Below are 14,334 nucleotides of genomic sequence, written 5' to 3'. Positions count from 1 at the left end.
CGCGTCCCCACGCAGCTCAGGTGACATTGATGATCGATTTCACCGTCAGGCGCCAGTATTCATTGGCGCCCTGCCGATAGATCACGGCCTGCGGCGCGAAGGCAAACCGGGTCAGGGCCGACAGGAAAGCGTTGCGTTCCTCAGGGCTGTTGCGGTTCGTGCCAATCCGGCCAATATCCAAGATATATTCATCGAACGACATGGCCGCGCGCAGCAGAGCCTCCAGACTGGCCGCCGTATAGGAATTGACGATGTTGGTGGAGACCAGGACGTTGGTCCGGCCGGCATCCAGGGTGGAGGCCGGCAATCCCGACGGGAAGGGCTGGTTGATGATGGTGATATCCAGCGCCGGGTCCGGATGCTCGGCACGCCAATGATCGACCATCATCTGGGATTGACTGGCCCGCCGGCGCGCGATCTCGAAACTGGTAACCTTGTACCCCAAAGCCGCCAGCACCAGCGACAGACCACCCAGGCCGGTGCCGATCTCCACGATATGGGTCGATTGCGGGGCGTGCCGCGCCAGGATGTCGGCGATGACACTTTCTTCATACGGTTCCACATACCGGTCACGCGAGAGCTTGAACTGGTACAGTTCGTCCAACGCCCCTTCGGTGACCAGCGGACTGAGGAACTGACGCGCGGCGATCTTCACATCGTCAAGCAGCGGGCCGATCTCTCCGCGCCCGGCCGTGTCGGCCGGGACGGGAGACGTGGTCTCCACATCTTCCGACGACAGGATGCTGCGGGAACGGAGATGTCTGATGGCACCCGAATTATGACTCCAGACCGGCCCCAGATCCTCGAAGGCCGCGGCCAGACCACTTTCCAGCGCCTGACCGATCTCGTCCTTGCCACGGGAGATGCCGAAGCGGGTTGTGTCGAACAGGAACTCATCGAAATTCAGGGCGAAGCGCAGGATGCGGTCCTGGTTGTCCGCGCTGAAACTGTTGACGATGTTGGTCGCGATCAGGACATTCTTCTTGTCCGCCGTCAGGCTGGTCAGGGACGCGGCATCGGGGAAGAACCCCCGCACAATGCGCAGATGCGACAAGGCCGTCGGGTATCGCGGGGCCAGGGCGAGGGCGACAGCTTCCGCACCGTCGGCGCGCAGGCTGGCACCCTCGTAACCGACCACCTCATACCCCAGCGCCGCCAGGGTGGTGCTGAGCGTGCCGAACCCGGTCCCGATCTCGAACAGGCGCGTGGTCTCGGGCGGGAAGTTGGCCCGCACGAAATCGATGACGGCCCGCTCATAGGCGGAGACAAGTTCCCGTGCCTCCAGACGCTTCGTGTAGAAGGCACCGGCCGCGTCCTGCCGTTTCTCCGACCCCTCCAGCCAAACCTCCAGGGCACGGCCGAAATCGGCGTCGAAGCGATCAACCCATTCGACGGTTCCCGGCTGCACCCCATCTTCAACGACAGGAGCAACAATGGTCACGGGCTGCGGCGCGACAATCGCCTGAGGCTGCTCGGCACCAGAAGACAACCACCGCCTGACCTCGTTGACGCTCATCATCTCGATGGGAAGCCGGGCCTGCTCGGCCACCCGTTCCAGCAGGTCGAAGATGCCGACAACGTCCGGATGGCAATGCGGGATGGGTGCATCGGTCTGCGGGATCTCATATTCCCATTTCAGGGAATGGGCATGGGTCTTGATGAAAAGCCGTCCATCAATGACCACGCTGCCCTCCAACCAGGCCTCGATCATCCTTTCCGGTGCCCGGAACCGCATCCGGTTGCCCTCGGAATAATAGTCCAGGGACGAAAAAGCCGCCTTGATGGGAGATGCCCAGATCAGGAATCTCCCGGAACCCGGGGTGGCCTGCCCGCGTCGTACCGGTTGCGGCTGCGATTGGGGCAGGTCATAGACCTTCATCCCATGCGCCGGCAGGCAGGTATAGGGCTGGTCCAGGATGGTCGGATCACAATGGCCGCGTCCGGCCGGGAAGGTGAAGTCCCCCCAGCAGCCATGCCGCATCAGGATGTCGATCTCGTCTTCCACCATACAGATCGAATGATCCGATCCGTTCAAGGCCCAATTGCCATGGACGAATGCCCAATGATGGACGGGGCGGGCGATCTCCGACGACAGGCTGTTCAGGGATAGTCCGATGAACCGGTCCAGGCGACGGGAATCCATTTCCGGGGTGCTGTACTGGTCGATCCAACTCGACAATTTCTTGTCATAGCCACCGGTGTTACGCGTCCAGCGTTCATGATGGATATGCAGATGCATTTCATGGCCGAAGTCGCGTTCCATCGGGTGCATCACCTCGTTGACGCGCAGCCTGTCCGCTTCCGGCATGCTGCCGAAACCGACACGGTCACCCGGCAAGGCACGGGAATCCCCTTCCTGCACGAACGCGGCAGGCACGAAGCCCTGATAGAACAGGGACATCTTGCGTCCAAACCGGGATTTCGCGCTTTGGGCCTGGAATTTCTCGACACCGGCACAATATTCGCCGCCCGTTCCCTTCGACCACGGCTCGAAGTGATCGGCGTGGAAATAGCCGATGCTGGTGATGTTCCGACGCTTCAGAATATCGACCAGGTTGTCGATGGACATTCGCCTACCCGTTCCTGCTCAAACCGAGGGTATTTCCAAGGCCGGCACCGGCCGCACACAAAAGCACTCAGCGCTGGTAATAGTCGCGGAACCACGCGATGAAACGCGGTAACCCGTCCGATATATTGGTCCTGGGCTCGAATCCAAGGTCACGGCGGCTGGTTTCGATATCGGCGCACGAACTGCTGACGTCACCGGGCTGCATGGGGCGGAAATTGATCTCCGCCTTGCGGCCCAGCGTCTGTTCGATGATGCCGATCATGTCCATCAGCTTTTCCGGGCGATGGTTGCCCAGGTTGTAGACGGTATGGCGCACCCCATCCGCGTCGGGCGGCGGCGGGCGCAGATGGGCGGCGTGGATACCGGCGACGATGTCGTCGATATAGGTGAAGTCGCGCCACATCTCCCCGTTGTTGAACACCTCGATCGGCCGGCCGGCCAGGATGGCGTCGGTGAACAGGAAGGCCGCCATGTCGGGCCGCCCCCACGGGCCATAGACCGTGAAGAAGCGCAGCCCGATGGCCGGGAACTTGAACAGGTGGCTGTAGGTATAGGACATCAACTCGTCCGACCGCTTGGTGGCGGCGTAGAGCGAGATGGGCCGGGTCACCGGATGCTCCACCGAGAACGGCGACACCTTATTGCCGCCATAGACGGAGGAGGAGGAGGCATAGACGAAGTTGCGCAGGCCCGGCAGCGCGCGCGCCAGTTCCAGCATCACCAGATGTGCCTGGATGTTGGACTGCACATAGGCATAGGGATTGATCAGCGAATAGCGCACGCCGGCCTGGGCGGCCAGATGGATGATCTCCGTCACATCCGGATGGCGTTCGGTGATGAAACCCACCAGACCGCTGTCGGCCAGGTCGCGGCGGTACAGGGTGAAGCCCGGATAGGCCTCCAGCATCCTGAGCCGGGTCTCCTTCAACGTGACATCGTAATAGTCGTTGACGATATCGATCCCGACCACCGGCTCGCCATCCTCCAGCAGGGACCGCGCGACCGAAAAGCCGATGAAACCGGCAACGCCCGTTACAAGCTTGACCATATCCACACCTGAATAAAACAATCGGCCGACCGTAGCATGCCGCGGTCGACCGGAACCATAATTCATTAGGTATATTGCGTGGATAGCGGGCTTATGCGCGCACGATCCGATCCTCGCCGCCGGTAACGCCGCGTGTGGCGTTACGCGTGTCGACCACCAGCGGACAATGCTGCACCAATGCCTGGTAATCGACATTATCATGGTCGGTGACGATGATGGCGGCGTCGAAACGGGCCAGTTCGTCGGGTGACCAGGTGATCGACCGGCGGCCGGCCATGTCCGGATGTTCCCGCATGTCGGGGATCACCGGGACGAACGGGTCGTAATAGTCGACCTGCGTGCCGCGGCGTTCCAGGAATTCCAACACCTTGAAGGCCGGTGATTCGCGGACATCGTCGACATTCTTCTTATAGGCCAGCCCGACGACCAGCACCTTGGAGCGCGACAGCGCCTTGCCGAACCGCTCATCCAGCGTTTCCGCCGTGCGAGCAATGACATAGCGCGGCATCGCCGTATTGATCTCGCCCGCCAGTTCGATGAACTTGGTCGAAATCTCGTATTCCCGGGCCTTCCAGGTCAGATAGAACGGGTCGATGGGGATGCAGTGCCCGCCCAGGCCCGGGCCGGGATAGAAGGGCATGAAGCCGAAGGGCTTGGTCTTGGCGGCCTCGATCACTTCCCAGACATCGATGCCCATGCGGTCGAAGACCATCTTCAATTCATTGACCAGCGCGATATTGACGGCGCGGAAGATATTCTCCGTCAGCTTGGTGGCTTCGGCCGTGTGCATGGTGGATACGGGCACGACCTTGACCACCACGCCTTCGTAAAGCGCGCAGGCCAGCGCCTGTGATGCCGGATCGTCGGCACCCACCACCTTCGGCACGGTTTCCGTCTTGAACTTCACATTGCCCGGATCCTCGCGTTCGGGCGAGTAGGCCAGGAAGAAGTCGGTACCGCATTTCAGGCCCGTCTCTTCCAGGATCGGGCGTACCACCTCCGCCGTCGTGCCGGGATATGTCGTCGATTCCAGAACAACCACATGGCCGCGCCGCAGATGCTGGCGCACGCTGTTGGTGGTCTTGACGATATAGGTCAGGTCGGGTTCGCGCTGCGGCGACAGCGGCGTCGGCACGCACAGGATGATGGCGTCGACATCGCGCAATTCCGCGAAATCGGCCGTCGCCGACAGCCGGCCCGCCTTGACGGCATCGCCGATCAGGGTCGCCGGGATCTGCCGGATATAGCTGTCGCCGGTATTCAGCGCCTCCACCTTGGACTGGTCGATATCGAACCCGCGCACATGGCGGAAATGCCGTGTCATCGCCAGGGCCAACGGCAAGCCGACATACCCCATCCCCACAATGCCGACGGTGATGTCGCCCCGCTTTATCCGATCAACGAAAGCACCGACCGAACCGGCGTCGGCAACAGAAGAATCATTCAAATATTCACTCATCCCCATTCCCCTTCGGCACCCTTTGCTACTTCCCCAAATACTCGAATTAATCTGTTAACTGCCATCCTCTGTCGTCCTCCCCGGCGGATGGACCCGTCATGGCGGCGCCATGACGACACAGCCAACGCCGGGACGCAAACTAAATATCCGACCCGGCGGACGTCGAGTCCCGAGCCCAAGGAAATGCCCACACCGCGGTGAGCCGCAAAAGAGGTATGGACTTTCGATACGCCAAGGAAATGACATCGATTACTTAGTTCGGTGGGCACATTTCCTTTCCGTCGATTGCCCAATTCGCCCTTTGCCGGTGTCGTTCCGATTGCACGGGCTTGGCTCAAATGCTACACAAGAGCATTAACATAAAATTTAAAGGAAATCATGTCCGACCTGGATGTTTCCACAGCAAGCAATATTGTTGGTGAAGGTGCCGGAAGTGCGCAACCGCCGGCCGCCGACATTGACGGCATGGCGCAGCAGGCCATGCAATTGTTCAACAGCAATACCTTCGACGAGGCTGCGCGTCTGGCGATGACTGTGCTGTCGACCGATCCCGACAATCAGCCATGCCTGCAGATCCAGGGGCGTCTCCATAATCGCGACAAGGAATGGGCGAAGGCGTTGCCGGTTTGGCAACATCTGGCAAGGCTGCGCCCCGACTGGCCGGAGGCCCACCTGCAGGTGGCCCGCTGCCTGCACCGGACGCAAATGTTCGAGCCGGCGACCGTCACCGCGCGCACACTGCTGGGCCTGCGGCCCGATCACCTGGAGGCGCTGCAGATATTGACGCAGAGCCTGTCCCGTCTGGACAGGCCGGAGGAACTGATCGACGCCTACCAGCTGTTCATCCGGATGCAGCCATCCTTGCTCGACCCGCGGATCCAGCTGGGGCGGCTCTACCGCCGGCTGGGCCTGAAGGGGGAGGCGGCGGCCGCCTATCACGGCGCACTGTCGATTGCCCCGGACAATGAGGAGGCGGCGCGTGCCGTTGATACGCTGGTCGAGAGCCTGATCGTCGATGCCCGCAATTTATGGCTCACCAGCCAGAATATCGCCGCCGGCCATGCCGTGCGCAGCGTCTTGTCGGTCGATCCCGGCAACAGTGCCGCCGGTGACCTGATGCGGCTGCTGACCTCGCCGCTGCTGGCGGCGGCACGGGCGGCACAGCAGGAAGGTGATCCTGCCGAGGTGCAGCGCCATTGCCAGGAACTTCTGACCATCGCCCCCAACCATGTGGAAGGGCTGGGCATCCTGGCCGGGGCACTGGCCCGGGCCAGACGCTGGGTGGAGGCGGCCGGTGCCTGGGAACAACTGTCCGCGCTGGCGCCGTCGACGGTGGAACCCCTTCTCCAGGTGGCGCGCTGCAATGAGCGTTTGCAGGTGCTGGATACAGCGCTGGCCCGGTACTGCGACGTTCTCGCCATCGATCCGGGCCATGCCGAGGCGGGCAACGGCGTCGGCCGGCTGGCCGCCATCATCCTGGGCCAGGCCAGACAGAAAAGCCAGGCGGGAGAGCTGGAGGAAGCGCAGCGGCTGGTCGGCCTGGCGATGCGGGGCGCGCCGGACAATCTGACTGCCGCCGCCGTCGTCCAGCATATCGCCTATCAATGGCTGCGGCAGGGACGTGCGGCCTTCAAGGCGGAGGAATGGGACAATGCACGCCTGGCCACCCTGCATGCCACCAATCTTGACCCCGGCCTCACGGAAGCCTGGCAGATCCTGGCCCGCGCCGCACACCGGGCACGTGACTGGCAGAACTGCCTGAAGGCCTGGCAGGTTCTGCATCAGGCCGATCAGGCGGCGTTCGAGCCGCGATTGCAGTTGGCGCGCAACCATCGCCGCCTGGGCGAGCTGCCGCAGGCCCTGCACTGGTTCCGCGAAGCGCTGGCCGTCAACCCCGACCATGCCGAGGCACGCGAAGCCGTGGCTGAATTGACCGCGGTGAAGTGACAGTCGGGGTCCGGTGGTCGCACCGGACCCCGACTGTCACTTCACCGCCCGATGGTCGCCACACGCGCCAGGATCTGTGCGGCGCGGTTGTCGAAGCTGTGATGGGCCGCGACATGCCGGCTCAAGGCTTCCGCCCGTGCCCGCAGGGCCGCGGGCTCCGCCAGCATCCGCCGCAGCGTGCCGGTGAAATCCGCCGCATCCGTGAAGGTCTCGATCCCGTTGCCGAAAATGTCGGCCAGCCCGGCGACGTTGTCGGACAGGATCACCGCCCCGCTGGCCGCCGCATCGAACAGACGGTTGGACAGGAAACCTTCCCGCCGCATGTCCGGCCAGTGATCGTTCAGGACGATGCGGGCGGCGGCGTAGTGGCTGCCCAGCTCGTGGTTGGGGATATAGGTCCCGCGCAGGAACCGGTCGTCGATCACGCCGTCCCAGCCGCTGCCATGCACGGCCAGGTCGATCCCCGCTTCGATGGCCGCATCCACCGCCGGGCGGCGCACACCACGCGAATTGCCCACGAACAGGATATCCCCGGTCCCGTCGGCCGGATCCGGCCCGGGATGGAACAGCGCCGGATCCGTGCATTGCAGCAGCGCCGACACCCGCTCACCCAACCCGGCCCGGAGCTTTTCCGCATAGGGGGCGGAGGCCACGAACACATGGTCATAGGCGGCCATTTCCCCGGCGTCCACCTTGTCGGGATGGCTGATCATCCACATCAGGTTGATCTGGTGGGGGGCCGGTTCATAGATTGACAGGCCGCGCAGGGTGATGACCACGTCATCGGATGCCGCCAGCGGCTGATACCAGTCCGGCAGCAGGTCGACGCGGGCATGATGGCCGGCGCGCGACAGCGCCCGGGCCAGCGCCCGGGCGAAATGCCAGTCCCCCCATTGCTCCCGCTCGGCCGCGTCGGGAACGCCGATCTTGATGGCAATGCGCAGGCTGCGCTGCGTCCAGGCCAGCAGGGTCGCCTGCAGGGTCCTGGCCCGGTGGGCATAGGTGTGATGGTTCAGCACATGCTCACGCAGCTGTGCCACCAGTTGCTTGCGCGCCGCCGGGTCCTCCAGGTGACGGCGGCAGAGCGCGTTCAGCTCCGCCTCGTCCGCGAAGGTCGGCAACAGGCCGCCGAACAGGGCGTCGGCCCCCTCGCGGCTGTTGGTCACCACCAGGCGCCCGGCGGCCAGCGCGTCGAAGACACGGGAATTCAGCGAGTTCCAGTCCCGCGTCACCGGATGGCCGTCATCGATGACGATCGCCGCCTCGCCATAGATTTTCGGCAATTCCCGGTACCCCGCAGGCCGGCGCCAGTAGCGCCGCCAATGGGAATGCGCCGACCAGCCGTGACCATAGATGCGCAGCCGCGCCAGCAGGTCCGGATCGGTCAGCAGGTCCAGCCCGCCGCGCGGCACCCCCCAGTAGTTGCCGGTGAACAGGATGGTCCCGGCCTGCGCGGGCGGCTGGGGCCGGAACCGGTCGGGATTGGTGGCGATGGGCAGCAGGGTGGGGGTCCGTCCCGTCTCCGCCCGCACGGCCTCGACCGCCTTTGCGGAGGAACAGAAAAGCAGGTGGAAGGCGTCCAGATGCGCCGCCGCCAGCCATTCATCCACCCGGTTGCGGATCCAGCCGACGGTAATGGCACCGGGATTGGCATCCGACAGGCGCCTCACATCCGTGTCGTGGCGCATGGCGATCAGGATGTCGGCGCCGGGCACGGAGGCGGCCCCCTGGCGGGCGAACATCACTTCCCAGCCGAAAGCGTCGCGCAGCGCCGTCGCCAGTTCCAGTGCGGTGTAGAAATCACCCGCCGGCGTGTCCCAGCCGGCATCGGTGACCAGCAGGACCACGCGCAGCGGCACCTGCCGCCACTGCGTGCCACCCTGTAGAAGGTCCGTCAGGATGGTGCGCGTCAGACGGCGGCGGAACCGGGTCTGGAACAGATGATGGTTGCGCTTCTGGCTGTCGGGGTCGCGGGTGACCGGGTTGGGCTGCCCCGTCACCTCCAGCCGGGCCGTACGGGTCACGCTGCGGTGATGGATGGCCACCAGCGTCGTATCGCAGACGCTGCGCAGGCCACGCATCATCAGCAGCCGCAGGCAGAGATCGACATCCTCCAGCCCGTAAAAATATCCCTCGTCAAAGCCGCCGACGGCCCGGAAGTCCGCGGCACGGCAAAGCATCGCGGCGGCCGTCACCGCCGGCAACAGGAAGGCGGCCCCCATCTCGCCCGCATCATCGTCCAGTTCCACGGGAACATAGGCGGCAAGGTCCGCGCTGCGGCCGGCCTTGAACCGGATGCCATGGTGATGCGGGGCCAGGCGCCACCCCCCGCCCGCGGCGGGAAGCGGCTCCAGCAGGCGCATGCCCACCGCACCGACGGTCGGCTGCTGTTCCAGCCAGGCCACCAGTCCCGGCAGCACATTGCCGGTGAACAGGATGTCGTTGTTCACGAAGAACAGGTGGCGCCCACGTGCCTTTTCCGCCGCCAGGTTGTTGGAGGCGGCGAAGGAATAATTGCCATCACGGGCCAGCACCTGGATGCGCAGCCGCCCCTCGAAACCGCGGACAACGTCCAGGCTGTCATCCGTCGATCCGTGATCGACCAGCACGATCTCCAGCCGGTCGACGGGCAGCCAGGCCAGCACGGAACGCAGGAACGGTTCCAGCAGTGCGGCACCGTTCCAGTTCAGCACGATCAGGCTGACCAGCACCTCGTCATCCGCGGGCAAGGGGGCCGGCTGCGGCCGCGCCATGCTGTACCGCAGCCGCTGTTCCACCGCCTCGGCCTGGCCGGGACCGGCGATCACGGGCAGAAAATCGATCAGGGGGAAGAACCGGTCCAGATGCAGGTTGGGCCCGCCGATGGGCAGCCTTGTGTCCGATCCGGCGATGGTCACCTCGATCCGCCGCCAGGCCCCGTTCATCACGGTGGCGGGAAAGGCGAAACGGAAGCCGTGATAGCCGCTGCCGCCCACGGGCTGCAGCCGTTTCTCGAACCCGTCGGCCAGCACGGTACCCACGCAGGTCCCGTCCAGCAGGATCGCCACGCGCACGGGACGGTCCGGTGCCAGCCGGTCGATGGCCCAGCCGGACAGACCCTGCCCGTCGATATGATCAACGGCACCGCCATGGCGCTGGCCGCCCGGCAGCAGTTCCGGCGGCGGCCAGGGGCCATCCATGTCCAGCAGGCAATCGGGCAGCGGCAGTTCCTCGCCATCGGCGATCAGCCGCAGCGCCCGCGGGCGCCGGTCGAGCAGGGTGGCCGGCAACGCGATGGCGAAACCATGGTCACCCCTGATGGCGAAGGCACCATTGACATCGGGGCGGGGGCCATCGGCCCGGTACACAGCCAGGCGCCGATCGCCCTCATGGAACGCCAGCTCGATCGAGATGTCGGGCGCGTCCAGCGCATAGGCCCAGCCCTGGATGCGGCCATCGGCCACGACATCGATGCTGGCGCGGATGCGGCGGCGGCAGCGCCAGCTGGTCCCCCCGTCCACATGGCGCAACAGCCGGCCCGGCTCCGATCGGCATTCCAGGCCCAGCATGTGGGTGGACCCATCCGAAAGCGCCTGCGGCAGCGGCCAGCGCAGGCGCGCGGGAACGCCCCTTTCGCCCTCCAGCGTGATCTGGTCGCGGGAAACGCCGTCGACCTGGGGGCGCAGTTCCAGCGGACCATCGATGGCGGGCAGGACCCAGCCTTCCAGGGCACCGCCGGCCACCCACCAGGCTCCATCCTCGATGGCCGACAAGGTCGCCTGCAATGACCCGCCAGCCAGCAGCACCCCGTCCGGCAGGGTCCGGACCTCCAGCCTGTGCGCGCCGCCATCATGGCACTGGGCGGGAACGGCCAGACTGTAGGCGGCCGCCCCGATCCCCAGGGCCTCCAGGTCGACCCGCGCGCCATCGGCCACCGCCGTGGCCACTACGGTGCCGTCCACGCACAGTGCCACCGTCACCGGGGCCGGATCATCAGTCCGTTGGGCCCAGCCGAACAGGGTCCCGGCCTCCATGCCGTCAAGGGCGCCCCGCACGCCGGTCTCCTGTTCGGGATATCCCGGCGGTGTGGCCTCCATCGCCTCCTGATCCTGGATCAGGGCCAGCAATTCACCCGCTGTCAGGCTGAAATGCCCCCCCGGAACCCATCCCAGGCGCAGTTGCTGGTCGGCCACCCAGATTTCCACCGGAGCCACCGTCTCGGGCGGCAGGGATCTCAGCTGGGACAGGTGGGCCGGCGTCAGGGCGCGGTACTGGACATCGGTCCAGGGGATCAGGAAGCCGCACGGGCCGGCCACACCCGCCGCTGCCGCCACGTCCGGTCGGGCCAGGGCGGCTTCCGACACGGCCAGATCAATCCCGGCCAGGCGCAGCGCCAGATAGGCCGGCTGTCCTTCCGGTGCGAAGGCCACGCACCAGCCACCGACCCCTTCCGTATCGATCCGTTCCACGGCACCCCGGAACGGTGGGGGCGCCGCGGCGGTGGACAGGTCCCAGGAAGTCCAGGGTTCGGCTTGGCCCGTCGACGCGTCGATCAACAGCCCTGTTTCCGGCTGGTCCTGCACAGCGGTCATTCTCTTCGGCTCGGATTGGATGTCCCGGTGGCGGGACGGAAAGGCGGCCCATCATGGTTATCACCCGGATGACTTGCAAGCGGCATCGGGTGGCATGATCCTATTGTCGATCTATTGACAGGTAATTATTCCTAAGTTATAGGATCAATACCGTAAAATTGGAGTTCGACCGATGATTGGCTTCCAATTCAAGACCGACGCGATGGGGCGGGCGACGACGGCCCTGGCCCCGTCGGCGGACCGGCATGTCATGTCCCTGGCGGCGGGAGCGGCCAAGAGCCTGACCGTTCCCGCCGGTGCCGAGATCATGCTGACCAACGCCACCGGCAATGTCTGGGTGCAGTATGGCGGAACGTCGGTGCTGCCGGCGGCGGATATCCTGACCGGTGGTGCGCCGGAACTGAATCCCGGCGCACGCTGGATCCATGGCGTGACCAGCGTCAGTTTCATCGCCGCCCAGTCCTGCCTTGTCAGCGTCAGCTTCTTCGGGGGATAACATGGCCCAGGATTATCATTTCACGCCCATGGCGGCGGCCGGCGCCGCCCCCTTGGCCAGCCCCGCCTTCACCGGCATCGTTGGTCTGCCCGCCGGTGCCGTCGCCACGCCCGGCACGGTCGTGACCGGGGATGTCGATACCGGCCTCTGCCAGACCGCCGCCGACAGCCTGACCCTGGTCGCCGGTGGCCAATCCATGCTGACCGTCGCGGCCACGGAGGCCGGGCTGGGCGGTGCCCTGGGGACGGAGGCGCTGAAGGCCCGTTACCAGGCGGGTGCGGTCAACCGCGTGGAGGTGACGGGCGCCGTCACGGGCGCCAACCCGCTGATCGCGGGTCGCGGCAGCGACACCAATGTCGGCGTCACCTATGATGCGAAGGGGGCAGGCACCCACCGATTCACGGCTGGCGGCACGGAGGTGTTCCGGGTGGCGACGGCCAGCACGCTGGGCGCCTATCTTGAAGTGTCGGCCTTCAACACGCCGCGGGTGGCGGCCCGGGGCAGCGCCACCGATGTCAGCCTTTATGTCGCAACCCAAGGGGCCGGGACGCACCTGTTCGACACGGCCGGCGGGACGCAGTTCCGCACGGGACATGTGGCCAGCGCCGTCAACTGCCTGCAGGCGTTCGGTTCAGTGGCCACCACGGCCCCGTCGCTGCGGGCCACGGGCAGCGACACGGATATCGACCTGCAACTGACACCCAAGAACCAGGGCCGCGTCCGCTTCGGCACGCATCAGGCAACCGGCGACGTCGCCGTCACCGGCTATATCGAGATCCGGGACGCTGGTGGCACGCTGCGCCGGTTGGCCGTGGTGGGCTGATACCAGCCGTCACGCCGCCAATATCGCGGACAGCGTCTCCACCATGTCCGCCGTCGGGATATCCTGCAGGTTGGCCGTCTGGTCGGTGGGCAGGCGCGGCAGCCGGTCGATCCGGACGGACAGGAAGCGGTCCGCCTTGGCCAGGAACCGGCACAGCGCCTCGCCCGCCGTCTTGGCGACGGCATATTCGCCCATGCTCAGGGGCAGTTCATCCACCGCGACGGAGGAGGGATAGTGGAGATGCAAGGGCGCCTTGGCGTTGATGGCGCGCAGCGCCTGGTGTGTGCGTGACAGGCCGTGGACATAGACATCCATGAAAGACGCGGCAATGGCCTCGTTGAACCGCGCCTTGCCCGCCACGAAGATCGGCGGGGTGGCGAAATAATAGATGTGGGTGGGAAACCAGCCGTCGCCCACGGTGCCGGCCAGCCCTTCCGCCGGGGACAGCACGTCCAGGTGGAAACTGTCGGCGGTGCCGCCGGATGAGCGGATGTCGGCCACGACGCGCGCGGCATCTTCCCGGCCCCGGTGCCAGGTGATGCGGACATCGGCCCCGCCCAGCCCCAGCATCTTCGCCCCGACCTCCCCGATGCCCCGCCCGCCGCCGATCACCAGGGCGCGGCGCCCGGCATAGGCACCGGGGGCGACATGGGGGCGCAAGGTGCCAGATGCCGGCTGCCCCTGCGGCTGCGGCCGGATGAAGGCCGTCAATGTGCCCATGGCGCCATATCCGCCGACCGCCAGCTCCACCTGGGCGAAACGTTCCTCGAACTGTTCCAGACGCCAGTCGAGAGCCACCGGCCCCGCCGGCGCGTCGAACCGGAGGTCCAGCGCCGCATAGATCGAATCCAGGCCCGGGCATTCCATGCCGATGATATATGTGCTGGCCAGCAGCAGGGCGATCTGGCCGGCGGGCAGCCGGTCCGTCAGCCCCGGCAGCAGCAGGGCCGCTTCCCGGCGGTCCAGGGCCAGCCGCACGCCGCCCCGGCATTCGCCTTGGTCTGGCGCGCCGGGCGACCATTGCGTGCAGGTCCCCATTCCCGGCACGGCATCGGCCACGCCCTCATCCGCGATGAAGGGCAGCAGCTCGGCCTTGACGGTGACGGCCCGCCCGGCCAGCCCGTCCAGCTGGATATCCAGCCGGTCGTCTGCCGGGCGTGCGACGGTGAGGGCGACCTGTTCCCCCACCCCGACCGGCGACTGGAACCCGACGCGCAACCGGGCCAGCCGCGCCGGCCCCGGCAGGGCGACGGACAGGGCCCAGAGCAGCAGGTGGATGCCATGCACGACCGGCCGGCCGAACAGGGTGCGGCGGGCGGCCAGCACGTCCACATGCAGCGGATTATGGTCACCGGACAGGGCGGCAAAGGCCTGCTGGTCCTGAAGGGTGAAGATGCGGCTGGTCATCAGCATTTTCCCAC

Annotated in this window: 8 protein-coding genes; 3 read left to right on the top strand and 5 right to left on the bottom strand. The window is 65.9% G+C overall.

Features of this window, described 5'->3' with window-relative positions:
* Positions 1-16: 16 nt before the first annotated feature.
* The 3 genes from ACM9HJ_RS01955 to ACM9HJ_RS01945 all read right to left on the bottom strand — a co-directional run bounded on the left by ACM9HJ_RS01955 (position 17) and on the right by ACM9HJ_RS01945 (position 5,076).
* Entirely contained in the window at positions 17-2,569 is a 2,553-nt protein-coding gene (locus ACM9HJ_RS01955; RefSeq protein WP_416569988.1) for a hypothetical protein, read from the bottom strand.
* Between the two features lie 67 nt (positions 2,570-2,636).
* Positions 2,637-3,617: a GDP-mannose 4,6-dehydratase gene (locus tag ACM9HJ_RS01950; protein WP_416569987.1), complete on the bottom strand. Its 981-nt coding sequence runs from the start codon at positions 3,615-3,617 to the stop codon at positions 2,637-2,639.
* A 91-nt stretch (positions 3,618-3,708) separates the two neighbouring features.
* The gene (locus tag ACM9HJ_RS01945) at positions 3,709-5,076 is read right to left on the bottom strand and encodes a nucleotide sugar dehydrogenase (RefSeq protein ID WP_416569986.1); all 1,368 of its coding nucleotides are present in this window, start codon (positions 5,074-5,076) and stop codon (positions 3,709-3,711) included.
* Positions 5,077-5,454: 378 nt separating this feature from the next.
* On the opposite strand from ACM9HJ_RS01945, the gene ACM9HJ_RS01940 reads away from it, so the two are divergent.
* Complete coding sequence (locus ACM9HJ_RS01940; RefSeq protein WP_416569985.1) at positions 5,455-7,023, top strand: hypothetical protein; 1,569 nt, start codon at positions 5,455-5,457, stop codon at positions 7,021-7,023.
* A 41-nt stretch (positions 7,024-7,064) separates the two neighbouring features.
* Here the strand turns inward: ACM9HJ_RS01940 and ACM9HJ_RS01935 are convergent, their stop codons facing one another.
* The gene (locus tag ACM9HJ_RS01935; RefSeq protein WP_416569984.1) at positions 7,065-11,594 is read right to left on the bottom strand and encodes a glycosyltransferase family protein; all 4,530 of its coding nucleotides are present in this window, start codon (positions 11,592-11,594) and stop codon (positions 7,065-7,067) included.
* Positions 11,595-11,766: 172 nt separating this feature from the next.
* Between ACM9HJ_RS01935 and ACM9HJ_RS01930 the strand changes: the two genes are divergently transcribed.
* Both ACM9HJ_RS01930 and ACM9HJ_RS01925 read left to right on the top strand, forming a co-directional pair.
* On the top strand, positions 11,767-12,090 hold the full coding sequence (locus tag ACM9HJ_RS01930) for a hypothetical protein (RefSeq protein WP_416569983.1): 324 nt from the start codon (positions 11,767-11,769) through the stop codon (positions 12,088-12,090).
* 1 nt (position 12,091) lies between these two features.
* A complete protein-coding gene (locus ACM9HJ_RS01925; RefSeq protein ID WP_416569982.1) occupies positions 12,092-12,913 on the top strand; it encodes a hypothetical protein in 822 nt (273 codons plus the stop codon).
* A gap of 9 nt (positions 12,914-12,922) precedes the next feature.
* On the opposite strand, the gene ACM9HJ_RS01920 is transcribed toward ACM9HJ_RS01925, so the two are convergent.
* Complete coding sequence (locus tag ACM9HJ_RS01920) at positions 12,923-14,320, bottom strand: MaoC/PaaZ C-terminal domain-containing protein (protein ID WP_416569981.1); 1,398 nt, start codon at positions 14,318-14,320, stop codon at positions 12,923-12,925.
* Positions 14,321-14,334: the final 14 nt, after the last annotated feature.

Source organism: Niveispirillum sp. KHB5.9, from assembly GCF_048066115.1.
GTDB lineage: Bacteria > Pseudomonadota > Alphaproteobacteria > Azospirillales > Azospirillaceae > Niveispirillum.
Note: the sequence above shows the minus strand (reverse complement) of the source record. Positions and strands in the feature narration are given on the sequence as shown.

Excerpts from the sequence above, each read along its gene's own strand:
- ACM9HJ_RS01930 (WP_416569983.1), top strand. The coding sequence starts at position 11,767 with ATGATTGGCTTCCAATTCAAGACCGACGCGATGGGGCGGGCGACGACG.
- ACM9HJ_RS01920 (WP_416569981.1), bottom strand. The coding sequence starts at position 14,320 with ATGACCAGCCGCATCTTCACCCTTCAGGACCAGCAGGCCTTTGCCGCC.
- ACM9HJ_RS01940 (WP_416569985.1), top strand. The coding sequence starts at position 5,455 with ATGTCCGACCTGGATGTTTCCACAGCAAGCAATATTGTTGGTGAAGGT.
- ACM9HJ_RS01955 (WP_416569988.1), bottom strand. The coding sequence starts at position 2,569 with ATGTCCATCGACAACCTGGTCGATATTCTGAAGCGTCGGAACATCACC.
- ACM9HJ_RS01935 (WP_416569984.1), bottom strand. The coding sequence starts at position 11,594 with ATGACCGCTGTGCAGGACCAGCCGGAAACAGGGCTGTTGATCGACGCG.
- ACM9HJ_RS01925 (WP_416569982.1), top strand. The coding sequence starts at position 12,092 with ATGGCCCAGGATTATCATTTCACGCCCATGGCGGCGGCCGGCGCCGCC.
- ACM9HJ_RS01945 (WP_416569986.1), bottom strand. The coding sequence starts at position 5,076 with ATGAGTGAATATTTGAATGATTCTTCTGTTGCCGACGCCGGTTCGGTC.
- ACM9HJ_RS01950 (WP_416569987.1), bottom strand. The coding sequence starts at position 3,617 with ATGGTCAAGCTTGTAACGGGCGTTGCCGGTTTCATCGGCTTTTCGGTC.